13 protein-coding genes and 1 pseudogene are annotated in these 23,288 nt (G+C 71.1%); 8 read left to right on the top strand and 6 right to left on the bottom strand.

Annotated features, from left to right (window positions below):
* Positions 1–20: 20 nt before the first annotated feature.
* Positions 21–1,232, bottom strand: a complete 1,212-nt coding sequence (locus tag ACWER9_RS13970; protein ID WP_452302202.1) for an AI-2E family transporter — start codon at positions 1,230–1,232, stop codon at positions 21–23.
* Positions 1,233–1,453: 221 nt separating this feature from the next.
* On the opposite strand from ACWER9_RS13970, the gene ACWER9_RS13965 reads away from it, so the two are divergent.
* Complete coding sequence (locus ACWER9_RS13965) at positions 1,454–2,464, top strand: endonuclease domain-containing protein (RefSeq protein WP_452302201.1); 1,011 nt, start codon at positions 1,454–1,456, stop codon at positions 2,462–2,464.
* Positions 2,465–2,539: 75 nt separating this feature from the next.
* On the opposite strand, the gene ACWER9_RS13960 is transcribed toward ACWER9_RS13965, so the two are convergent.
* From ACWER9_RS13960 to mce, 4 genes are all read right to left on the bottom strand, one after another.
* A complete protein-coding gene (locus ACWER9_RS13960) occupies positions 2,540–4,630 on the bottom strand; it encodes a hypothetical protein (protein WP_452302200.1) in 2,091 nt (696 codons plus the stop codon).
* Positions 4,631–4,807: 177 nt separating this feature from the next.
* Positions 4,808–6,073, bottom strand: coding sequence for a DivIVA domain-containing protein (locus ACWER9_RS13955; RefSeq protein ID WP_124857649.1), 1,266 nt, complete (start codon positions 6,071–6,073; stop codon positions 4,808–4,810).
* A gap of 312 nt (positions 6,074–6,385) precedes the next feature.
* Complete coding sequence (gene ccrA / locus ACWER9_RS13950; protein WP_452302257.1) at positions 6,386–7,741, bottom strand: crotonyl-CoA carboxylase/reductase; 1,356 nt, start codon at positions 7,739–7,741, stop codon at positions 6,386–6,388.
* 336 nt (positions 7,742–8,077) lie between these two features.
* Positions 8,078–8,554, bottom strand: coding sequence for a methylmalonyl-CoA epimerase (mce, locus tag ACWER9_RS13945; RefSeq protein WP_452302199.1), 477 nt, complete (start codon positions 8,552–8,554; stop codon positions 8,078–8,080).
* Between the two features lie 61 nt (positions 8,555–8,615).
* On the opposite strand from mce, the gene ACWER9_RS13940 reads away from it, so the two are divergent.
* The 6 genes and pseudogenes from ACWER9_RS13940 to ACWER9_RS13915 form a co-directional block, all read left to right on the top strand.
* A complete protein-coding gene (locus tag ACWER9_RS13940) occupies positions 8,616–9,815 on the top strand; it encodes an acetyl-CoA C-acetyltransferase (RefSeq protein ID WP_452302198.1) in 1,200 nt (399 codons plus the stop codon).
* A complete protein-coding gene (meaB, locus tag ACWER9_RS13935) occupies positions 9,812–10,816 on the top strand; it encodes a methylmalonyl Co-A mutase-associated GTPase MeaB (protein ID WP_452302197.1) in 1,005 nt (334 codons plus the stop codon). Before ACWER9_RS13940 ends, meaB begins: the two co-directional genes overlap by 4 nt.
* A 210-nt stretch (positions 10,817–11,026) precedes the next feature.
* The gene (locus ACWER9_RS13930) at positions 11,027–11,443 is read left to right on the top strand and encodes an Asp23/Gls24 family envelope stress response protein (protein ID WP_452302196.1); all 417 of its coding nucleotides are present in this window, start codon (positions 11,027–11,029) and stop codon (positions 11,441–11,443) included.
* Between the two features lie 114 nt (positions 11,444–11,557).
* Positions 11,558–13,246: an acyl-CoA mutase large subunit family protein gene (locus tag ACWER9_RS13925; RefSeq protein WP_452302195.1), complete on the top strand. Its 1,689-nt coding sequence runs from the start codon at positions 11,558–11,560 to the stop codon at positions 13,244–13,246.
* A gap of 192 nt (positions 13,247–13,438) precedes the next feature.
* On the top strand, positions 13,439–14,362 hold the full coding sequence (locus tag ACWER9_RS13920; RefSeq protein ID WP_452302194.1) for a tetratricopeptide repeat protein: 924 nt from the start codon (positions 13,439–13,441) through the stop codon (positions 14,360–14,362).
* A gap of 66 nt (positions 14,363–14,428) precedes the next feature.
* Positions 14,429–15,598, top strand: a pseudogene (locus ACWER9_RS13915) (arginase family protein); the annotation flags it as partial.
* A gap of 258 nt (positions 15,599–15,856) precedes the next feature.
* On the opposite strand, the gene ACWER9_RS13910 reads toward ACWER9_RS13915, so the two are convergent.
* A complete protein-coding gene (locus ACWER9_RS13910) occupies positions 15,857–17,821 on the bottom strand; it encodes a penicillin-binding transpeptidase domain-containing protein (RefSeq protein ID WP_452302193.1) in 1,965 nt (654 codons plus the stop codon).
* 289 nt (positions 17,822–18,110) lie between these two features.
* Here ACWER9_RS13910 and ACWER9_RS13905 point away from each other — a divergent pair, with 289 nt between their 5' ends.
* Positions 18,111–23,189, top strand: coding sequence for an NAD-glutamate dehydrogenase (locus ACWER9_RS13905; protein WP_452302192.1), 5,079 nt, complete (start codon positions 18,111–18,113; stop codon positions 23,187–23,189).
* Positions 23,190–23,288 lie beyond the last annotated feature (99 nt).

Genomic DNA, 23,288 nt, shown 5'->3' with positions numbered 1-23,288 from the left:
GGCACCGGGCCGGTCGACGCTCAGCCACGTTCCTGGCGGGGCAGCACCACCTCGCGCAGGATCAGTTGCAGCGCGGCCACCGTGGGGATGGCGATCAGCGCGCCCACCACGCCCAGCAGCGACACCCCGAGCAGCGCGGCCAGCAGGGCGGCCACCTCGTTGACCTCCACCGAGCGCCGCATCACCTTCGGGTAGATGAGGTAGTTCTCCACCTGCTGGTAGACGAGGAAGAAGACCGCGCAGGCGATGCCTGTGGGCAGGTCGGCGGCGAAGCCGACAAGGCTCACGATGACCGCGCCCAGGGTGGCGCCGATCTGCGGGATCAGGTCGGTCACCGCGACCACCACGGCGAGCGCGAACGGGTACGGCAGGTCCACGATCAGCGCGAAGACGAAGGTGGTCGCGCCGGCCAGCACCGCGATGCTCAACGCGCCGACCATGTACGCGCCCACCTTGGCCAGGATCTCGTCACCGATCAGCTGCATCCGCTGCCGCCGGGACCGGGGCACCAACGAGTAGCCCAGTGAGCGCAGCCTGTCGAAGTAGGCCAGGAAGTAGATCGTCAACACCAGCACGGTAAGCGTCCGGAACACCGTGCCGAAGATCAGTTGTGCGCCGCCGAGCACCCCGCCGAGCGCCCGCCCGACGGTCTCCGCGTTGGCCGCGCCCTGCACCCGCTCCACCACGTCGTACCGCTCCACCAGGTCGTTGACCGTCGGGTTGCGGCGCAGCTCGTCGAGCAGGCTCGGGATCTGGTCGATGAACTGCCCCGACTGGGTGACGATCGGGGGGACCAGCGCCACCACGCCGCCGCAGAGCAGCAGCACCACTGTCAACGCGACCGCCGCCACCGCCAGGCCGTGGGGCACGCCCCAGCGGCGCAGTCGGGCCACCGCCGGGTTGAGGCCGACCGCGAGGAAGAGCGCGATCACCACCAGCACGAGGATGCCGCCGGCGTTGCGAATCCCCAGATAGAGGGTGTACGCCAGCAGCACGCCGAGCGCGCCGGTGAAGCCGATCAGGAAGCTGCTGCGGCGCAGTGGCCGCCCCGGTGTGCCGAACTTCCCGGACGGGACCGCCGGTGGTTCGTCCGGGTCGATCCCCGGAGCGGGAACCGGCACCGGCGGCGGCGTCTCGGCCGGGGCCGGCGTCCTTGGCGGCTGTGGGTTCTCCGCTGGCGGGGGGCCGGGGGTCGCCGTCGGCTCGTCGCCGGACGGATCGTGCTGTGGCACCAGGGACCTCCCGGCTCTTCATCAGTGGGATCGGCTGCTGGCGGGGCAGCGCTCTGTTGTGATCATCTTCAAGCGCGTCAGCAGCCTAGCCACCTCATGGTCGCCATCGACCACGAGACCGTCAATCTGGTGCGCCACATGACCCACCCAACCACCGCCGGCGCTTCGGGCCGACCAGACCTCGCAGATCTTGGACACTTTCCGTTCGGCGCTGACGGTAAGTGTCCAAGATCTGGTGGTGCCGCCGCTTCCTCGCGGTGAAGGCTGTTCGGATGCTGCCCGCCGATGACGCCGACGCACTCGACTGGCTCGCCTTCGAGCAGGCGGGCGTGCTGACCACCGCGCAGGTCACCGGGCTGCTCAGCGAGGGGGCGGTGCGGGGCCGGATCCGTACCGGCCGGTGGCGGTCGATCTGCCGGGGAGTCCTGCTGACCGGGAATGGCCGCCTCACCCGCGACCAGCAACTCTGGGTCGCGGTGCTGGCAGCCGGACCGGGGGCGGTGCTGGCCGGGGTGACCGCCGCCGCCGAAGCCGGGGTACGAGGGCTGCGCCGCGAACCACTGCACGTGCTGGTGCCGGCCGCCCGTCGTGCCGCGCGGACCACACTGCGTCGCCTGCCGATCGACATGCCCGCGGTGCTGGTGCATCGCACGACGGTGCTGCCCGAGTCGCACCGCCAACTCGCCCGTCCGCCGCGTACGACTACGGCGCGGGCCCTGGTGGACGCGGCGGGGTGGGCGGCCGGCGTGGACGAGGCGCAGGCGGTGCTGGCCGCCGGTTGCCAGCAGCGCCGGGTCCAGCCCGAGGAGGTGCGGACGGTGCTCGACGTGCTGCCCCGGGCGCCGCGTCGGCACCTGATCGGGCAGACCGTCGGCGACATCGCGGGCGGCGCACAGGCACTCTCTGAGATCGACTTCCTGCGGCTGTGCCGCCGGCACCGGCTGCCCGTCCCCGATCTTCAGGAACACCGGGTCGATGCGGCGGGTCGGAACCGCTGGCTGGACGCGTACTGGCGGGAGTGGCGGGTGCAGGTGGAGATCGACGGCGCGCACCACATGGACGCCAAGCAGTGGGCGGCGGACATGCGTCGGCAGAACGACGTCTGGACCAGCGGCGACCGGATCCTGCGCTTTCCGGCATGGCTGGTACGCGCCCGCCCGGACGAGGTCGCCGACACCGTCCGCCGTGCTCTCGTAGCGGCCGGCTGGACCCCCAACCCGACCCATAAGTGAATCTTGGACACTTTCCGTCACCCGTTGACGGAAAGTGTCCAAGATCTGGAGGCTGGGGCCGGCTCGCGTACCCGGTCAGTCTTTCTCGATGGTGACCTTGCTGGGCTTGGCGCTGCGCTCATCGGTGGTCGGCTTCGTGGGTCGCTTGCCGTTCTCGCCGGTGCTAGTGATCTTGGTGGGCTTGGCGCCCCGGCCACCCTCGCCCGGAACGGCGGCCACTGTCGGCTCGCCGTCCACCCCGGCGCTCGCCGTACCACCATCCACCGTGGTCACCGGCTCGGCCACCGGCCGCGTCGCCGACTGCCCGGACTCCTCGGCGCTCGCGTTCACCGGCTGCCTGGCATCCGTGGGCTCCGCCTTCAGCCCGGTGCCCGTGCCCGACCCGGAGGCCGCGCCTGCGGTGACACTCACGCCGTCGTCCCCACCACCGGGCGCGTCTCCGCTCGCCCCGTCCGCGTCGGCCGGCGCGGTCGGGCCGTCGATCGGGCCGGCGACGCTCTGCAACCGCAGATCGGACATCTGCCGCTGGAGTTCGTCGGACTCCTGCCGGGCCTTCCAGGTCTCCTGCCGCAGGTCGGCGAGTTGCTGCTGCGCCTGGGCGATGTCAAGCATCACCTGGGCCAACTGCTGCCGGCCCGCCGCCGCCTCCTGCTGGGTCGCCGCCAGGTGCTGCTGGGTGGTGGCCAGGTGCTGCTGCGTGGTGGCCGCGTACTCCTCGAACTGCCGCCGGGACGCCGCAACGTGCTCGTCGGCCTTGCGGCGCTTGTCGCCCGCCTCGGTCTCGGCCCGGCTCAGCAGCTCCGCGGCCTCTGCCTCGGACCGCTGGCGCAGAGCCGCAGCGTCCTGCTCGGCCGCCTGGAGGACACCAGCCGCGCCCTGCTCGATCTCGTTCTTGCGAGCGGTGTACTCGGTCTCCAGCTCCCGCTTGCGGCCGGTGTACTCGGTCTCCAGCTCGTCGCGGCGGCTGGTGAACCCGCTCTCCAGCTCCTGCTGACGGCCGGTGAACCCGGTCTCCAACTCGTGCTGACGCGAGGTGTGCTGCTTGTCCAGCTCGTCGCGACGCTTGGTGAACTCCTGCTCGGCGGTGGACCGAAGCTGCGCCAGCTCCCGGTCGGCCGCCTCCCGACGGGAGTTGACCTCCTGCTCCACCCCGGCCCGCCACGCGCCCAGCTCCTGCTGGGTCTGCGCCCGGGTGTGCTGCACGTACGCCTCGGTCTCGGTGCGCATCCGCTGCACGTACGCCTCGGTCTCGGCGCGACTGCGCTTCGCCGCTTCGGTGGCCTGCGTGGTCAGCCGCTCGGCCTCCTGCTGCGCCTTGGCCCGGGTGGCCCGCCCGGCCATCGACGCGTCGTCGATGATCTGCTTGGCGTCCTGCTGCGCCTTGGCGTGGGTGGCCCGACCGGCCTCGGTCGCGGTGTCGGTGAGCCGCTTGGCCTCCTGGAGGGCCTTGGCGTGCACCTCCTTCGCGGCGTCACGCAGCTCGCCGGCCTCCTGCCGGGCGTTGGCAAGCGTCTCGCGGGCCGTCTCGCGCAGCTTGGTGGCCTCCTGCTGGGCCCGGGTGTGGATCTCCTTGGCGGAGTCCCGTAGCTGGGTGGCCTCCTGCTGGGCCTTCGCCAGCGCGTCCTGCGCCGCCTTGCGCAACTGCGCCGACTCGTCCTTGGCCGACCGAAGGGTCGCGTCCGCTTCGGCCCGCCGGGCGGCGCTGTGCCGCTCCTCCTCCGCGCGTCGGGCGGCGAGGGCGATCTCGAAGTCCTTCAGTGCCCGCGCGGCCTGCTCGCGGGCCTCCTCGATGATGTGCTCGGCCGCGGCACGACGGGCCTCGATCTCCCCGTTCGCGTCGGAGAGGATCTGCTCGGCCTGCTCCTCGGCCAGGGTGAGGATCGACTCGACCCGTGGGCCGAGATGCCGGAACGACGCCCGGTCGACCACGTTCATCTGCTTGCGCACCTGGGTCAGGTCGCGCTGGAGAACCTCGACCTGGCCGGCGAGTTTGTGGATCTGTGTGTACGCCTGTTCCCGTTCCGAGGCGAGGGTCGCGATCTCGTGCTCAGCACGCGCGACATAACGGTCGACCTGTTTCTTCTCGTACCCCCGCAGAGCGGACTCGAAGCTGGGCTCCGTCGTCACGTCCCCGCCGAGAGCGAACAGTTCCTCGCCGTGCGACATGCCCCCATCCTCACACGCAACGGGCCCTGCTGGGGCGATACGGACGGGCCTTGTGGGAGCTACTTCACTCTGTTGCGGCCCGGGGATACCACGGGCTGGGAAACGCACACGGCGCGAGGTGGCACCGGTTACCCGGTGTCACCTCGCGCCGTCGATGCCCCGACCTGACGCCTCGCGTCAGCCGGCGGTCTCCGCGGGCACCCGCTCCTGACCACCGTCGGTCTTCTTCGCTGCTTCCGGCTTGGCGGCCGGAGCGGCCTGCGCCGGCATGCCCGGAACGATGCCGGCGAGCCCGGAGAGCATCTGACCCAGCTGCGAGGTGACCGCGTCCTTCTGCCGGGTGAGGTCCTCGACCTCGCGGCGGGCGGCCTGCGTGGTCAGCTCGGCCTCGGTGCGAGCCTCGGTGAGCAGGCGCTGCGACTCGGCCTTCGCCTCGTTGAGGGTCTTCTCCGAGTGCGCCTTGGCCTTGTCGACCGTCTCGGCGGCGTTGCGCTCCGACTCGACCCGCCGCGCCTCGGCGCGCTGCTCGATCTCCTTGGCCCGCTCCTGCGCGGCGCGGGCGCGCTGCTCGGCCTCGCTGACCAACTTCTGGGTCTGCGCGACCTGGGCGGCGTGGCGCTCGGACTCCTCGCGCTCGGCCTTCTCCCGCCGCTCGGCCAGCTGGAGCTCCAGGGCCTGCAGGTCCTTGTCGCGCTTGTCCCGCGCGTCGGTGAGCAGCTTGGTCGCCTCGGCGCGCTTCTCCTCAGCCTCGCGGGCGGCCTTCGCCCGCTGCTGGGTGATCTCCCGCTCGGCGGTGGCGCGGAGGGTGGCGACCTCGCGCTCGACAGTCGACTTCAGCTCGGCCACCTCGTGCGCGGTGACGGTACGCAGCTGCTTGGTTTCCCGGTCGGCGTCGGCGCGCAGCGTGTCGGCCTCGCGGCGGGCCTGCACCCGGACCTCGGCGGCCTCGCGCTCGGCGGCCGTACGCAGGTTGCCCGCCTCGCGCTCGGCACTCGCCTTCATGGCCGCTGCCTCGGCGCGGGCCTTGTCGGTGATCTCACGGGCCTCGAGGCGGGCGGCGGAGAGGATGCCCTCCGACTCGCGCTTGGCCTCGTTACGGTGGTCGTTGGCCTGCTCCTCGGCGAGCCGGAGGATCTGCTCGACGCGGGTGCCGAGCCCGGAGAGGGTGGGCCGGCTGTTCTCTTCGAGCTGCTTGTTCGTGTCGGTGAGCTTCTGCTCCAGCGCACTCATGCGCTGCTCGGCCTGGCGGAGCCGACGCTGGGCGTCGTTCATCCGCTGCTCGGCCTCGGCACGGGCCTGCTCGGACTGGGTCAGCGCGGCGGTCATCCGGCCGAGGAAGTCGTCGACCTGATGGGTGTTGTATCCGCGCAGGCCAACGGTGAAATCTGGCTGCGAGTTCGCGTTATCGAAGAACGCGAGAGGGGAGGACTGCTGCTGGGGCATTGGGACATACTGGCAGACGCCCCAGGGTGCTTCGCAAGAGCGGGGCGAAGCTTTCGTGCCCGCTTTACATGGTCAACTTCCACGGTCGGCGAGGTTGGACCAATCGGCGATCTTGGCAGGTCCCGGCCGGTCGGGCGCCACGCTGCGTGACACGGAAAAGGGCCCCGGGGTTACCCCGAGGCCCTTTGTTCGATGCAGGTGGGTTATCCGCTAATGGGGGCGGAAGAACAATGGCCGATCATCGCAATGGTCATCCGGCGTTCCACCGTCCGGCCGGTGCCCGCCCCGGCGCTGCGGAGGCCGGGGCGCCGGTCAGTGACCCCGGAACCGGTTGATCGCGTGCTCGTGCCGGGCCCGCAACTCGCCGTCGCGCACGCCCAGCCCGTCGCTCGGTGCGAGGCAGCGCACGCCGACCTTGCCCTGGTGGGCGTTGCGGTGCACCTCGTACGCGGCCTGACCGGTCTGCTCCAACGGGTAGGTGCGGGACACCGTCGGGTGCACCTTGCCGAGCGCGACCAGGCGGTTGGCCTGCCACGCCTCGTGGTAGTTGGCGAAGTGGCTACCGACGATCCGCTTGAGGTGCATCCACAGGTAGCGGTTGTCGTACTGGTGCTGGAAGCCGCTCGTGGAGGCGCAGGTGACGATGGTGCCGCCGCGGCGGGCCACGTAGACGCTGGCGCCGAACGTCTCCCGGCCCGGGTGTTCGAACACGATGTCCGGGTCCTCGCCGCTGGTCAGCTCGCGGATCCGCTCGCCGAAGCGCCGCCACTCGTCCGGGTCCTGGGTCTCCTCGTCCTTCCAGAAGCGGAAGCCCTCGGCGGCCCGGTCGATGACCAGCTCCGCACCCATCTTGCGGCACAGCTCGGCCTTCTCCGGTGAGGACACCACGCACACCGGGATCGCGCCGCCGTTGAGCGCCATCTGGGTGGCGTACCCGCCGAGGCCGCCGGACGCGCCCCAGATCAGCACCACGTCGCCCTGCTTCATGGTGGCGCCGTGGTGCGAGACCAACTGCCGGTACGCGGTCGAGTTGACGAGCCCGGGGCTGGCCGCCTCCTCCCAGCTCAGGTGTCGCGGCTTGGGCATCAGCTGGTTGGCCTTGACCACGCACAGCTCGGCCAGCCCGCCGAAGTTGGTCTCGAAGCCCCAGATCCGCTGCTGCGGGTCGAGCATGGTGTCGTCGTGCCCGGCCGCGTCCTCCAACTCGACGGAGAGGCAGTGCGCGACCACCTCGTCGCCGGGCGCCCAGCGGGTCACCCCGGGGCCGGTGCGCAGCACCACGCCCGCCGCGTCCGAACCGACCACGTGGTACGGCAGGTCGTGCCGGCGGGTCAGCTCGGAGACCCGGCCGTAGCGCTCCAGGAACTTGAAGGTGCTCACCGGCTCGAAGATGCTCGTCCACACGGTGTTGTAGTTGATCGCGCTGGCCATCACCGCGACGAGCGCCTCGCCCGGCGCCAGCTCCGGCGTCGGCACCTCCTGCACGTGCAGCGCCTTGCGCGGGTCCTTGTCCCGGGTGGCCATGCCGTCGAACATCCGGGTCTCCTCGGCGCGTACCACCACGCCCCGGTAGCTCTCCGGTACGGGCAGCCCGGCGACGCCGGCGAGTTCGCGGTCCGGGTCGTTCGATTCCTCCGCCGCCATGATCGCTTCGAGGATGTCCTGCACGGTGACCTCCGGTTCGTCCGCACCCGCACGGGCCCGGGTGCTGCCATCGTCGGCGCCGGTGGGCACGACCCGCCATGTCGGCATTCGACACATCCGGCACCGGTCGCGCTCCTGTGGGGCCGGACGTTACTGAACGGTAGCTAGGCCGGGAAGTCCTCTGTGAAAAACTGCATCCGCCGATGCGTGAAGGTGTCCGGCCACCCCGCCAACCGCGCACTGACGTGCGCGCACGCCGCACCGGAAGGCCCGCCCACCTGGTTGATCAAGAGCCTTCGGTCACCTGAGAGGCGCAGGTTGACGCAAACCTCTTGATCAACCAGATGGGCGGGGTGGAGTTCAGTGGGGGGTGGGGGCGGGCTGTACCAACTCGACCAGGACGCCGCCGGCGTCCTTCGGGTGGACGAAGTTGATGCGGCTGTCCGCGGTGCCGCGTCGGGGAGTGTCGTAGAGCAGCCGCACGCCGCGCTCGCGCAGCGCCGCGCAGGCCGCGTCGATGTCCACCACGGTGTACGCGACCTGCTGCACGCCCGGCCCGTTGCGGTCCAGGAACTTCGCGATCGTCGACTCCGGGGTGAGCGGGGCGAGCAGCTGCACGCAGCCGCCCTCGGTGGTCGGCCCGACGGACAGCATCGCTTCCCGGACGCCCTGCTCGGCGTTGGTCTCGACGTGCACGCAGCGCATCCCGAAGGTCCGCTGGTAGAAGTCGATCGCGGCGTCCAGGTCGGCTACGGCTATCCCGATGTGGTCAATCTTGCGAAGTCCGATGTCTGTGACGTAGTCCGCACCGGGCTCGGCGGGGGAGTTCTCTGCCATGGCGCTAGTCTGGCCGAACCATCGTTCAGGCGTACAGCTCGGCACCCCCTCGGAGGCAGGCATGGCTTCGGTGATCGTCAGCGGCGCGCGGACCCCCGTGGGCCGGCTGCTGGGCAACCTCAAGGACCTCCCGGCCACGAAGCTCGGCGGGATCGCCATCAAGGCCGCGCTGGAGCGTGCCGGCGTCAGCCCGGACCAGGTCCAGTACGTGATCATGGGGCAGGTGTTGCAGGCCGGCACCGGGCAGATCCCGGCTCGGCAGGCGGCGGTCGAGGCCGGTGTGCCGATGTCGGTGCCGGCGCTGACCATCAACAAGGTCTGCCTCTCCGGCCTGGACGCGATCGCGCTGGCCGACCAGCTGATCCGGGCCGGCGAGTTCGACATCGTGGTGGCCGGCGGCATGGAGTCGATGACGAACGCCCCGCACCTGCTGATAGGGCAGCGCACCGGCTACAAGTACGGTGACGTGGTGGTCAAGGACCACATGGCCCACGACGGGCTCAGCGACGCCTGGGACTGCTGCTCGATGGGCGAGTCGACCGAGCGGCTCGGCGCCAGGCACGGCATCACTCGCGAGGAGCAGGACGCCTTCGCCGCCGCCAGCCACCAGCGCGCCGCCGCCGCACAGAAGAACGGCCACTTCGCCGACGAGATCGCCCCGGTGGTCATCCCGCAGCGCAAGGGTGACCCGCTGGTGATCACCGAGGACGAGGGCATCCGCCCGGACACCACTGTCGAGTCGCTTGCCAAGCTCCGCCCCGCCTTCGCCAAGGACGGCACCATCACCGCCGGCAGCTCCTCGTCGATCTCCGACGGTGCCGCCGCGGTGCTGGTGATGAGCAAGGCCAAGGCGAAGGAGCTGGGGCTGACCTGGCTGGCCGAGATCGGAGCGCACGGCAACGTGGCGGGTCCGGACAACTCCCTGCACTCGCAGCCGTCCAACGCGATCAACCACGCCCTGAAGAAGGGTGGTCTGAGCGTGGCGGACCTGGACCTCATCGAGATCAACGAGGCGTTCGCGCAGGTCGGGGTGCAGTCCACCCGGGACCTGGGGGTCAGCCCGGACAAGGTCAACGTCAACGGCGGCGCGATCGCGCTGGGCCACCCGATCGGCATGTCCGGCGCACGTCTCGTCCTCACCCTCGCCCTGGAGCTGAAGCGGCGTGGCGGCGGTACCGGCGCGGCGGCGCTCTGCGGCGGCGGTGGCCAGGGCGACGCGCTGATCATCCACGTGCCGGGCAAGGCCGAGACGAACCGGTGAGCGAGGCGGCCGAGAGCGTCCCGGCAGCGGGCACCCCTTCGGTGCGCCGCAGTCGGGACGTACCGCTGCTCGTCGAGCGGGCCCGCGCGGGCGACGCCCGCGCGGTGGCCCGCCTGATCACGCTCGTGGAGAACGGTGACGCGCTGTTGCCGGCGATCGCCGCGGCGCTGGCGTCCTACGCCGGGCAGGCCCAGGTGGTCGGGCTGACCGGTTCACCGGGGGTGGGCAAGTCGACCACCACCAACGAGCTGGTCCGGGCGCTGCGGGCGCGCGGGCACCGGGTGGGCGTGCTGGCGGTCGATCCGTCCAGCCCGTTCACCGGCGGGGCGATCCTCGGCGACCGGGTGCGGATGCAGGACCACGCCACCGACCCGGGCGTCTACATCCGGTCGATGTCCAGCCGGGGGCACCTGGGCGGGTTGGCCGCGGCCACGCCGCAGGCGGTCCGGGTGCTTGAGGGCGCCGGCTGCGACGTGGTGCTCGTGGAGACCGTCGGCGTCGGGCAGGCCGAAGTGGAGGTCGCCTCGCTCGCCGACACGACGCTGGTGCTGCTCGCGCCCGGGATGGGCGACGCGATCCAGGCGGTCAAGGCCGGCATCCTGGAGATCGCCGACGTGTTCGTGGTCAACAAGGCGGACCGGGACGGCGTCGACGCCACTGTGCGTGACATCCAGGGCATGATCGCGCTCGGTGAGCGCGGGCCGGGCCAGTGGCGACCGCAGGTGGTGAGGTCGATCGCCGCACGCGGCGAGGGCATCGACGACATCGCCGCAGCCATCGACAAGCACCGGGGCTGGCTGGTCGAGCACGGCGAGCTGCGTCGCCGCCAGGAGGCGCGGGCCGCCGCCGAGATCGAGGCGATCGCGCTCGGCTCCCTCCGCGCCCGGATCGGCTCACTTCGCGACGGTACGGAGTTGGCCACGCTCGCGACCAAGGTCGCCGAGGGCGCGACCGACCCGTACACGGCGGCGGAGGAGCTGCTCGTCCAGCTCGCTCGCTGACCCGGCGCTCCCGGCCGGTATCCATGGCGGACGGTCGAGTCGGACTGTCCGGTGCGGAGGAGTGTCGCCGCCGGAGCCCGCCTCCCGCCCGCAAGCGAAGGTCACTCCGGTTTTAGTAGGCTCGCGGCGCGTGGCGGGACGTCAGGCTGTCACGCGGCGGGCTGACGGGATGGTCCGTCCACAATGCGTCGGACCAGGGGAGATGTGATCATGACGGACGCGGTGGAGAACGCCGGAGCAGTGCAGCCCGCGACGGGTGCGGCCCGGGGTGTCACGTCGGTTTCCGACGAGGTCGTGGAGAAGATCGCCGGGGCGGCCGCTCGTGCGGTGCCCGGTGTCGCCGACCTCGGCGGTGACGTGGCCCGGTTCTTCAACAGCGTGCTGGACAAGGTCGGTCTGGACGAGGTCGGCGACGCTCGCCGGGGCGTCTCGGCCGACGTGAAGGGCAGCTCGGCCGTCATCAACGTGGTCCTGGTGATCGACGCCGGGCACGTCGTGGCCGACGTGACCGAGGCGGTGCGGACCGCGGTGATCGAGGCGGTGGAGAGGTACGGCCTGACGGTCACCCAGGTCAACGTCACGGTGGACGACATCGAGCTGAACCAGCCGGGGCCGGCCGCCGTCTGAGGCGGCGGCCCTCCGCCGCTCACGTTACCCGCCGGTACGACGTGACTTAGCGATCGTTCAGGTGAGGGCTCTACACTCGGTGTGCTGTCGAGGACCCGAGGAGGAGCCCTGCTCATGGACGCCGACGAGATCGACGCCGGACGGGCGCGCTGGCAGGCCCGGTACGACGCCGCGCGCAAGCGGGACGCGGACTTCACCACTCTCTCCGGGGTGCCGGTCGAGCCGGTGTACGGGCCGCCGGAGGGCGTCACCTATCCGGGCTTCGAACGGATCGGCTGGCCGGGCGAGTATCCGTACACCCGGGGTCTGCATCCGACCGGCTACCGCGGACGGACCTGGACGATCCGGCAGTTCGCCGGCTTCGGCAACGCCCAGCAGACGAACGAGCGCTACAAGATGATCCTCGGCGCCGGAGGTGGCGGCCTCTCGGTGGCGTTCGACATGCCGACGCTGATGGGCCGCGACTCGGACGACCCGCAGGCGCTCGGCGAGGTCGGCCACTGCGGGGTCGCCATCGACACCGCCGCCGACATGGAGGTGCTCTTCGACGGCATCGACCTGGCCGGCGTCACCACCTCGATGACCATCTCCGGCCCGGCCGTGCCGGTGTTCTGCATGTACCTGGTCGCCGCCGAGCGGCAGGGCGCCGACCTGTCCACACTTGACGGCACCCTGCAGACCGACATCTTCAAGGAGTACATCGCGCAGAAGGAGTGGCTCTTCGACCCGGAGCCGCACCTGCGCCTGATCGGCGACCTGATGGAATACTGCGCCGCCGAGATCCCGCGCTACAAGCCGCTGTCGGTCTCCGGCTACCACATCCGGGAGGCGGGGTCGACCGCCGCGCAGGAGCTGGCGTACACCCTGGCGGACGGTTTCGGCTACGTCGAGTTGGGTCTCTCGCGCGGGCTGGACGTGAACGTCTTCGCGCCGGGGCTGAGCTTCTTCTTCGACTCGCACCTCGACTTCTTCGAGGAGATCGCGAAGTTCCGGGCCGCCCGCCGGATCTGGGCCCGCTGGCTGCGCGACGTCTACGGCGCGACCAGCGAGAAGGCCCTGTGGCTGCGGTTCCACACCCAGACCGCCGGGGTGTCGCTGACCGCGCAGCAGCCGGTCAACAACGTCGTACGCACCGCCGTCGAGGCTCTCGCGGCGGTGCTCGGCGGCACGAACTCGCTGCACACCAACGCGTTGGACGAGACCCTGGCGCTGCCCACCGACGAGTCGGCCGAGATCGCCCTGCGTACCCAGCAGGTGCTGATGGAGGAGACCGGAGTGGTCAACGTGGCCGACCCGCTCGGCGGCTCCTGGTACGTCGAGGCGCTGACCGACAAGATCGAGGCCGAGGCGGAGGAGATCTTCGCCAGGATTCGCCAGCTCGGCGGTGACGGGCCGCACCAGATCGGCCCGATGACCTCGGGCATCCTGCGCGGTATCGAGGACGGCTGGTTCACCGGGCACATCGCCGAGTCGGCCTTCGTCTACCAGCAGGCCCTCGAGAAGGGCGACAAGAAGATCGTCGGGGTCAACTGCCACACCGGCACGGTCGCCAAGGAGCTGGAGATCCTGCGCATCTCGCACGAGGTCGAGCTGGAGCAGCGCCGGGTGCTAGCCGAGCGCAAGAGCGCGAGGGACGAGGAGGCGGTGCGCGCCGCGGTCACCCGGATGATCGAGGCGAGCCGCACCGACGAGAACATGATCCCCGCCATGCTCGACGCGGTCCGCGCCGAGGCGACCCTGGGCGAGATCTGCGACGCCCTACGCGCCGAATGGGGCACCTACCGAGAACCAGCCCGCTTCTAACCCGTGCCCTGATCCCCACCCCACCCCCACCCCCGTCGATCTTGCAGTTTCTGCGGTGCCATAAGGCATAAATGCGGCATAGCGGCGACAGAAAGTGCAAGATCGCGAGGGTTGGGGGCGGGGGGTGAGAGTTGCAACGTCGGGGTTGCGGGTGACCGGAGAATCCCGCCTCACGTGCGAGACTAGGTAACCATGAGCGACCCACGGATCACCTCGTCGATCTTCACCCGCGGCGCGGTCGACCTCAGCACGCTGCGTGGCCCCGCACCAGCCAGTACCCGCCCCGGCACGCCCCCGCAGGGCGGCCCGTCCAACGGCGCCCCCGGCACACCCGCCGCCGGCGGTGACACCGCCATCGTGGACGTCACCGAGGCGACCATCCAGTCCGACGTGCTCGAACGCTCGATGGCCATGCCCGTCGTCGTGTTCTTCGGCGCGGCCGGCTTCCCGGAGAGCGACGAGTTCGCCCCGGTTCTGGAACGGCTGAACGCCGAGGGTGCCGGCAGCTGGGTGCTGGCCCGCGTCGACGTTCAGGAAAATCCCCGAATCGCCCAGATGTTCCGCGTCCAGGGCATTCCCATGGTCTACGCGGTCGTCGGCGGCCAACCTGTCGACGCCTTCTCCGGCGTGGTGCCCGAGGCGCAGTTGCGGCAGTGGATCCAGGCCGTCCTCAAGGCCGGCGGCGTGACCGTCGCCGAGCCGGAGGACCCCCGCCTCGATGAGGCGGACGACGCGCTGATGAGCGGCGATCTGGACGCCGCCGAGCAGGCGTACCGGAAGATCCTCGCCGACGCCCCGGCGGACGCCGCGGCCACGGCGGGGCTGGCCCAGGTCGGGGTGGCCCGCCGGGTGGCCGGCGCCGACCCGTCCACCGCGCTGGCCGCCGCCGAGAGCGCCCCGGACGATGTCGCCGCCCAACTGCTGGCCGCCGACATCGAGGTGCTCAGCGGCCTGGCCGAGCAGGCGTACGCCCGGCTTGTCGGTCTGGTCCGGCGCACCGCAGGTGAGGACCGCGAGACGGTACGCCAGCACCTGGTCTCGCTCTTCTCCATCGCCGGCCCGGACGATCCGGCCGTCGCCTCGGCGCGTCGGGCCCTGGCCAGCGCCCTGTTCTGAGTTCGTAGCACGCCAGCGCGGGCCGGCGTTCCGGCCGGCCCGCCCGACCACCGAGGACGGGAGCTCATGATGCGCCGGATCGCCGTCCTCGACGCGCCGACAAATCTTGGTCTACGGCCGCCGACGCCCACGTCGGTCCCGGGTTGCGCCAAGGCGCCCGGGGCGCTGCGTGACCACGACCTGCTGGCCCGGCTCCGGGCCCGCGACGCCGGCTGCGTGACTCCCGCCCGCTACGACCCGGGCGACTGGCGGCCCGGTGACGGGGTGTGCCACGCCCGGGAGATCGCCGACTACTCGCTGGCCCTCGCCGAACGCATCGGCTCGATCATCGACCGGGGTGAGTTCCCGGTGGTGCTTGGTGGCGACTGCTCCGTGCTGCTCGGCTCGGCGCTGGCCATGCACCGCCTCGGCGAGGCCGTCGGCGGGCGGATCGGGCTGGTCTTCGTCGACGGGCACTCCGACTTCCGGCACCCCGGCAACGCCTCCTACGTCGGCGCCGCCGCCGGTGAGGACCTGGCCCTGGTCACCGGGCGAGGGCAGGCCGACCTGGCCGCGCTCGAAGGTCGTCGACCCTACTTCCGTGACATCGACGTGGTGGTGCTCGGCATCCGTGCCCAGGACGAGTACCGGCTCGACCTCCAGGCCGCCGGGATCACCACCCGGCCGGTGCCGGCGCTGCGTGCCGAAGGCGCTGCCCGGACCGCCCAGTGGGCGCACGAGCAACTCGCCGACTGCGCCGGCTACTGGGTGCACATCGACGTGGACGTGCTCGACCCCGCGGTGATGCCCGCCGTGGACGCCCCCGACCCGGGCGGAATCGCCTTCGCCGAGCTGGAGATCCTGCTCGCCGGCCTGGTCGACACCCCGCACTGCCTCGGCGTGGAGTTGACCGTCTTCGACCCCGACTACGACCCGGACGGCTCGTACGCGGCCGAGATAGTCAACACGGTGGTCGCCGGCCTGGCGCCGGTGACCGCCCCGGAAGCCGTGCCGCCCCGCCTGTTGTCGGTCCGGCCGATGCCCTCCCCGCGACGCGCCGCCCCCACCGATGGTGGGCAACGGTCCGGTGCGGCGGAGGGGCTTGACCGTGCGGGGCGGCCCGGTGGGGTGGAGGGGTTTGCGGAGCGGCCGGACAGGCCTGACGCCGTAGGCCCTGCCGGCCCCGGTCGTGGAGTGGCTGATGCCGGCCGGGACGACTCGGTCGCGGCGGAGCAGTCGGGCACTCCTGAACCGGCGCACGCCGAGTTGTCGGGGGTGGCGGCGGTCCCGGTCGCGCCTGAGCGCGAGCCGGTCGGCCCGCCCGCCTCGGCCGGGCCTGGCCTGCTTCGGCGCGTCTCGCCGGCCGTCCCGGACACGTCGGGCCAGATCCTTGAGAACGGCGCAGATCTACACAAAGCTGACACCGCCTGACCCGACCATCGGCTCGCCCTGGCCCGCCGGCCGCTGCCGCTGGTCCTAGCGGGCTGCCGGCCGGCGGACGTCTGCGGGGCGAGGTCAGGTGGCGGGAAGGGCGCGAAGAAAGCGCTCGGCGATCGGGACGGCCGAGGCCGTGCTGGCCCCGCCCTTCTCCACGAAGACGGCGAACGCCACGTCGCCCCGCCAACCGACGAACCAGGCGTGGGTGTGGGCCGGGTTGTCGTCGTACTCGGCGGTGCCGGTCTTGCCGTAGACCTCGCCCGGCACGTCCTTGAGCGCGCTGCCGGTGCCGGCGGTGACCACCTCGCGCATCATCGTGCGCAGCGCCGCGACGGATTCCGGCTTGAGCTGCTCGCCGGCCGGGGCCGGCTTGGCCGGCGCCGGGTCGATCAGCAGCTTCGGCTGCTCGAAGCGGCCGCGGGCGACGGCGGCGGTGGCGGCGGCCATGGCGAGCGGGCTGACCAGCGTGGTGCCCTGCCCGAACGACGCGGCGGCCTGCTCGGCCAGGCTGCCGCCGGTCGAGACCTTGCCGGTGAAGGCGTCCGTGCCGATGTCCCACTGACCCTCCAGGCCCAGCGAGCGGCCGGCGGCGGCCAGCCCGTCAGCCCCGAGCTTCGGCGCCAGGGCGGCGAACGCCGTGTTGCAGGACTTGGCGAAGTCGGTGCGGAACGGGACCGAGCCGAGCTCGAAGTTGTCCGAGTTCTTGAAGGACCGGCCGTCCACGGTGAAGGTCTTCTTGCAGTCCACCGGCCCGTCCAGGGTGACCGCGCCCCGATCCAGTAGGCCCAGCGTGCTGACCATCTTGAACGTGGAGCCGGGCGGCACCTGGGCGTTGAACGCCAGGTTCTCCCCGGCCGGGCCGGGGCCGTTCGCCGCGGCGAGCACGGCGCCGTCGCTGATCCGGACCGCCACCACTGCCGATCGGCGCGGTTCGGCGCGCAGGGCCCCGTCGGCAGCGTTCTGCACGGCCACGTCCAGTGTGGTCTTGAGCGCCTGCCCGGGCTGCGGCTCCCGGCGGAACAACTCGGTGCCGGTGGGTTCGAGTTTGCCGCCCTCGGCCGGACGCTCGACCACCACCGTCAACCCGGGCCCGCCACGCAGCCGTTCGTCGTAGCGGCCCTGCAGCCCGCCGTGCCCGACCTTGTCGCCGACGACGTACCGGTCGGGGTGGGCGGCCAGGTCGTCGGCCTGCGCCGGGTCGACGGTGCCGAGCAGCGCGCGGGCGAACTCGCGGGTGGGGGCCAGGTCGACCTTGTCGGAGATGAACTTGGTGCCGGGCAGGTCGTAGATGCGGGGCTTGATCTGCCGGTATGCCTCCTCGCGCAGCGACACCACCTCGACGAACGCGCCCGGGTCGGCCTTGGCCACCCGCTCGGGCAGGTCGGCCAGGTCGACAGCGGGGACCAGCGCCGGACGGATGGCCTTGAACGCCGCGTCGAGGTCCTTGACGAGCTTCTTCATGTCGGTGACCCCGTCGGGCTGCACGCCCACCCGGATCACCGGGCGCGGGGTCACCAACAGCTTCCCGGCGTTGTCGAGCACCCCGGCGCGGGCACCGGCGTCGCGGCGCAGCGCCAACCGGTCACCCTTGGTGAGTTGCTCGTGCACCACCTTCGGCTCCCAGATGACCTGCCACTGGTCGTCGTCGCCGTGGGCGAGCCGCACCTCCCGGTCGTACGCCCAACGGGTCTGACCGGGCAGAGCCCACTCCACCTGGACGGTCGTTGTCGCGATGTCCTTCGTGATCTTCGGCTCACCGCGACGCGTCAGCGTGGGCGGGGTGGCCGCCAGCTCGCCGGAGAGGTCCTTGATCTCGCGCGCCACGTCGGCCGAGGGCAGTTTCGTGCCGAGCGGGTCGATCAGACCGACCGCCTGGAGGTCACCGCTGCGCCAGCCCGCGAGGAAGGCGTCGACGGTGCGCTCCGGCCCGTCGTCACCCGAGCAACCGACCAGGACACCCACCGTGAGCAGCGCCGTGGTGACGGCGGCGGCCAACCGGCGGGCGGGGTTCGGCCGGTGGGGCCGGGGGTACGACAAGGGCATGAAGCTGGTCCTTCCGATCTCGGACTGCCCTCGCACGGTAGTACGCGAGCGCCGTCCCCAACGTCCCCCAGGTGCTCGGTCGCGCTCAAAGACGGGCCGCGCCCGTGTGATGAACATCGCGTGGCGGGGTATCCCGCAGCCGGCCAACCTCGGACCCGCAACGGGTGAAAGGACAAAGTCCCGATCCGGACGTCCGGCCAGTGGTCCGCCGACGAAGGCGCAGAACGGCAGGGCCTAGGCTGGGCGGCAGAGTGACCCACAACGCGGTGGGTCGAGGGGAGTGGCACCGATGGACCGGCGTCCGGCGATTAAACCGGAACCCGACCTCCGGCAGGATGACTCCGGCCGGGACGACGACAGCTTCGATTCGGCGACCGACGGGGACGGCTACGGCCGGCTCGACACGGGAGTCACCGGGCTGACCGGGTCGAGCATCGACACCATCTACGATCTGGGCCTGCCGACCGAGGCGTTGGCCGACGACGTGGAGGACGCCGAGCTCGACGAACCAGTTCCCAACGCGGAGCGCCTGGTGGCTCAGGCCGTCGCGCTCGCGGGGGACGACCATGACGCGGCGACACTTGTCGGCCGTTTCTGGCGGTTCGCACCGGACGAGGAGCTGGTCGGCTTCACGGCGGAGGAGATGCTCGACGCGGCCCGGGCTCACCGGGATCTCGCCCAGCAGCGGGTGCCGGGCGAGTTGAAGCTGCGGATTCACGAACCGCACGCGGACCAGCACCACACGGTCGTCGAGATCGTCACGGACGACATGCCGTTCCTGGTCGACTCGGTGACGGCGCTGCTCAACTCGTACCACCTCGACGTGCACCTGCTGGTGCACCCGTTGGTGGTGGTGCGGCGGGAGCCGCTCGGCCGGCTCACCGAGGTCTCCGCGGACGTGGAGCCGGACGACGCGATCTCCGGCGACATCATCGAGAGCTGGATGCGGATCGAGATCGACCCGGTCCGGGACGCGGCCGAGCGGGACCGGCTGCGCCGCGAGTTGCAGCGGGTGCTCACCGACGTGCGGGAGGCGGTGGAGGACTGGCCGAAGATGCGGCAGCGTGCCCTCGCGCTCGCCGACGAGTTGGCGTCCGCCCGCACCTCCGACGACCGCCCTCCGGTGCCGGAGAAGGACATCACCGACTCGGTGGAGCTGCTGCGGTGGCTCGCCCACGACCACTTCACCTTCCTCGGTTACCGCGAGTACCGGTTGGTGGACGCCGATGGCGACGCCGCCGACCCGGTCGACGGGAAGGCGCTGGAGGCGGTGCTCGGCACCGGGCTGGGCATCCTGCGCTCCGACTCGCCGGAGGCGCGGTCGCTCTCCTCGATGACGCCCGAGGCGCACGAGAAGGTGTTGGAGAAGCGCCTGCTCATCATCACCAAGGCCAACTCCCGGGCCACCGTGCACCGCTCGGCGTACCTGGACTACATCGGCTTCAAGATCTTCAACTCCGCCGGTGACGTGATCGGTGAGCGGCGCTTCCTGGGCCTGTTCTCGACTGCCGCCTACCGGACCAGCGTCCGCGAGCTGCCGGTGGTCCGCCGCAAGGTGGCCGAGGTGCTGGACCGCTCCGGCCTGAGCCAGCGCAGCCACTCGGGCAAGGACCTCATCCAGATCCTGGAGACCTACCCGCGCGACGAGCTGTTCCAGATCAAGACCGACGACCTGTACCACGCGGTGATCGGCGTGCTGCGGATGGCGGGCCGCCGACAGCTGCGGGTCTTCCTTCGCCGGGACGCGTACGGGCGGTTCATCTCCTGCCTGATCTACCTGCCCCGGGACCGGTTCACCACGCAGAACCGGCTGCGCATGCAGGACATCCTGCTGCGTGAGCTGAACGGCGTCGGCGTGGACTACACCACCCGGGTCACCGAGTCGATGCTGGCTCGGGTGCACTTCATCGTCCGTACCGACCCGACGCGGCCGCCCGGCGACATCGACGCCGACCTGCTGGCCGAGGAGTTGGCCGACGCCACCCGGCTCTGGGACGACGACTACCGGTTGGTGCTGGAGCGCAAGCTCGGCGACGAGCAGGCCAAGCACCTGTTCACCAGGTACGCCGACGCGTTCCCGGAGGGCTACAAGGACGGGCACACGCCGTACGAGGCGATGAAGGACCTGGCGAAGCTGGAGCTGCTGGAGGAGCCCGGCCAGCTGGAGATGCACCTGTTCCGCAAGCAGTTGGCACCCCGACCGGGCACCCGGGTGCCGGGCGCGGACCTGGCCGAGGCGATGGACGTCCGGTTCAAGGTCTACCGGTACGGCGAGCCGATGATGCTCTCCGCCGTGCTGCCGGTGCTGCACTCGCTCGGCGTACGCGTGGTCGACGAGCACCCGTACGAGGTGGACCGGATCGACGGTCGGGTCTACCTGTACGACTTCGGCCTCATGCTGCCCGAGGGGCACCACGAGCTGGCCGAGGTGCGCCCGCACGTGGAGAACGCCTTCGCGGCGGCCTGGCGTGGCGAGGCCGAGGTGGACCGGTTCAACGAGCTGGTGCTGCGCGGCGGGTTGACCTGGCGGCAGGTGGTGGTGCTGCGGGCGTACGCGAAGTACCTGCGGCAGGCCGGCACGGTCTTCTCGCAGGACTACATGGAGCAGACCTTCATCGCGTACCCGAAGCTCGCCGCGTTGCTTGTGGAGCTCTTCGAGACCCGGTTCGCGCCGGGCGAGTTGGGCACCGAGCAGCGGCAGCAGCGCAGCGGTGAGCTGGTGGAGACGATCCGGGGCGCGCTCGACGACGTGGCGAGCCTGGACCAGGACCGGATCCTGCGCTCGTACCTGACGCTGATCGAGGCGACCCTGCGGACGAGCTTCTACCAGAAGCGCGCCGACGGGCGGCCGAAGGCGTACGTGGCGTTCAAGCTCGACCCGCAGGCCATTCCGGACCTGCCCGCGCCGCGTCCGAAGTTCGAGATCTTCGTCTACTCGCCCCGGTTCGAGGGTGTGCACCTGCGGTTCGGGCCGGTGGCTCGGGGCGGGTTGCGCTGGTCCGACCGTCGGGAGGACTTCCGTACCGAGGTGCTGGGCCTGGTCAAGGCGCAGATGGTGAAGAACACCGTGATCGTGCCGGTCGGTGCCAAGGGCGGCTTCGTGTTGAAGCAGAAGCCGGGTGACCGGGACGAGGCGGTCGCCTGCTACCAGGAGTTCGTCGGCGCGATGCTCGACGTCACCGACAACATCGTCAGCGGGCAGATCGTGCCGCCCGAGGACGTGGTCCGGCACGACGCCGACGACCCGTATCTGGTGGTGGCCGCCGACAAGGGCACCGCGACGTTCTCCGACATCGCCAACGAGATCTCCAAGGCGCACAACTTCTGGATGGGCGACGCGTTCGCGTCCGGCGGATCCGCCGGCTACGACCACAAGAAGATGGGCATCACCGCCCGGGGCGCCTGGGAGTCGGTCAAGCGGCACTTCCGGGAGCTGGGCCTGGACACCCAGACCCAGGACTTCACGGTGGTCGGCGTCGGTGACATGTCCGGCGACGTGTTCGGCAACGGGATGCTGCTCTCCGAGCACATCCGGCTGGTGGCCGCCTTCGACCACCGGCACATCTTCCTCGACCCGGAGCCGGACGCCGCCACCTCGTACGCGGAGCGTCGGCGGCTGTTCGACCTGCCCCGTTCCTCCTGGGAGGACTACAACGCGGAGCTGATCTCGGCAGGTGGCGGCATCTTCGCGCGTACCGCGAAGTCGATCCCGATCACGCCGCAGGTCCGGGCGGCGATCGGCCTGGACGACGACGTCACGCAGATGTCGCCGCAGGACCTGATGAAGGCGATCGTCACCGCCCCGGTGGACCTGTTCTGGAACGGCGGTATCGGCACCTACGTCAAGGCGTCCACGCAGACCAACGCCGAGGTGGGTGACAAGTCCAACGACGCGATCCGGGTGGACGGCCGCAGCCTGCGCTGCCGGGTCGCGGGCGAGGGCGGCAACCTGGGCTGGACCCAGCTCGGCCGCATCGAGTACGCGTTGACAGGTGGCCGGATCTACACGGACTTCATCGACAACGCGGCCGGGGTGGACACCTCCGACCACGAGGTGAACATCAAGATCCTGCTCAACACCGCCGTGGCCGACGGCGAGTTGACCACTGCCGAGCGGGACGAGCTGCTGGCCACCATGACCGACGAGGTCGCGGAGCTGGTGCTGCGGGACAACTACGACCAGGCTCGGGCGATCAACAACGCCCAGGCCCAGGCCGCCTCGCTGCTCCCCGTGCACCGCCGGATGATCAACGAGCTGGAGCGTTCGGGCGGGTTGGACCGCGCGCTGGAGGCGCTGCCGCCGGACGAGGAGCTGGCGGTCCGCAGCGAGTCCGGCCTGACCGCGCCGGAGTTCGCGGTGCTGCTCGCGTACGTGAAGATCGTCCTGGAACGGGAGATCCTCACCGAGGGGTTGGCCGACGAGGAGTGGACGACCGACGTCCTGGTCAACTACTTCCCGACGCCCATGCGTGAACGGTTCGCCGACCGGATGGGCCGGCACCGGCTGCGCCGGGACATCGTCACCACCGTGCTCGTCAACGAGGCGATCAACCGGGGTGGCATCTCGTTCATCTTCCGGGTGGTCGAGGAGACGGCGGCGAGCGCGGCGGACGTGATCCGGGCGTACGTGGTGGTCAGCGAGGTATTCGGCCTGCGCGACCTGTGGGACGCGGTCGAGGCGCTCGACAACCGGGTGGCGCCGGAGTTGCAGACAAGCGTCTACCTGGACACTCGCCGGCTGCTCGACCGGGCGGTGCGGTGGCTGGTCTCCAACCGGCGCTCGCCGATCGACGTGCCGGCCGAGATCGCCCGGCTGCGCGACGGCGTCCACCGGCTGCTGCCGGGGCTCGAGGAGCTGTTCTACGGCAACGAGCGCCAGGGCATCGTCGCCCACATGGACTCGATGACCGAGCGTGGGCTGCCCCGCGAGCTGGCGGAGCGGGCGACCCGGCTGATGTACAGCTTCGGCCTGATGGACGTGGTGGAGACCGCGAACGCCAGCGGGCGGGACGTCAGCGAGGTGGCCTCGGTCTACTTCGTGCTGTCCGACCTGTTCCGGGTGGACTCGCTGCTGTCGAAGATCTCGCTGCTGCCCCGGGAGGACCGCTGGCAGACACTGGCCCGGATGGCGCTGCGGTACGACCTGTACGCCGCGCTGGCCGCGCTCACCGCAGAGGTGCTCGACTCCACCCCCGGCGACCTGCCACCGCACGAACGGGTGCAGCAGTGGGAGCAGTCGAACGCCACCTCCATCCACCGTGCGCGGCGGGCGATGGGGGAGTTCGACGAGTCGCGGGCGGATCTCGCCGCGCTGTCCGTGCTGCTGCGTCAGATCCGCACCCTGGTGCGGACCTCCGCAGCCGCCTGAGTCAGCTACGCAGGACGCGGTCCGGCCGGTCGGCGGTCGTGCGGGTGGGGCAGCCGAGTCGAGGCGTACGGGCGGGTGCCGCACGGCGTCGGCAACCGG

The sequence above is a fragment of the Micromonospora sp. NPDC003944 genome, assembly GCF_053605225.1.
The sequence above is the reverse complement of the archived record's forward strand: the minus strand, read 5'-3'. Positions and strand labels throughout refer to the sequence as shown.

What these genes read in the sequence shown, in the direction of transcription:
- ACWER9_RS13960 (WP_452302200.1), bottom strand. Translation starts at nt 4,630, where the DNA reads ATGTCGCACGGCGAGGAACTGTTCGCTCTCGGCGGGGACGTGACGACG.
- ACWER9_RS13955 (WP_124857649.1), bottom strand. Translation starts at nt 6,073, where the DNA reads ATGCCCCAGCAGCAGTCCTCCCCTCTCGCGTTCTTCGATAACGCGAAC.
- mce (WP_452302199.1), bottom strand. Translation starts at nt 8,554, where the DNA reads ATGGCAGAGAACTCCCCCGCCGAGCCCGGTGCGGACTACGTCACAGAC.
- ACWER9_RS13940 (WP_452302198.1), top strand. Translation starts at nt 8,616, where the DNA reads ATGGCTTCGGTGATCGTCAGCGGCGCGCGGACCCCCGTGGGCCGGCTG.
- ACWER9_RS13930 (WP_452302196.1), top strand. Translation starts at nt 11,027, where the DNA reads ATGACGGACGCGGTGGAGAACGCCGGAGCAGTGCAGCCCGCGACGGGT.
- ACWER9_RS13925 (WP_452302195.1), top strand. Translation starts at nt 11,558, where the DNA reads ATGGACGCCGACGAGATCGACGCCGGACGGGCGCGCTGGCAGGCCCGG.
- ACWER9_RS13920 (WP_452302194.1), top strand. Translation starts at nt 13,439, where the DNA reads ATGAGCGACCCACGGATCACCTCGTCGATCTTCACCCGCGGCGCGGTC.
- ACWER9_RS13910 (WP_452302193.1), bottom strand. Translation starts at nt 17,821, where the DNA reads ATGCCCTTGTCGTACCCCCGGCCCCACCGGCCGAACCCCGCCCGCCGG.
- ACWER9_RS13905 (WP_452302192.1), top strand. Translation starts at nt 18,111, where the DNA reads ATGGACCGGCGTCCGGCGATTAAACCGGAACCCGACCTCCGGCAGGAT.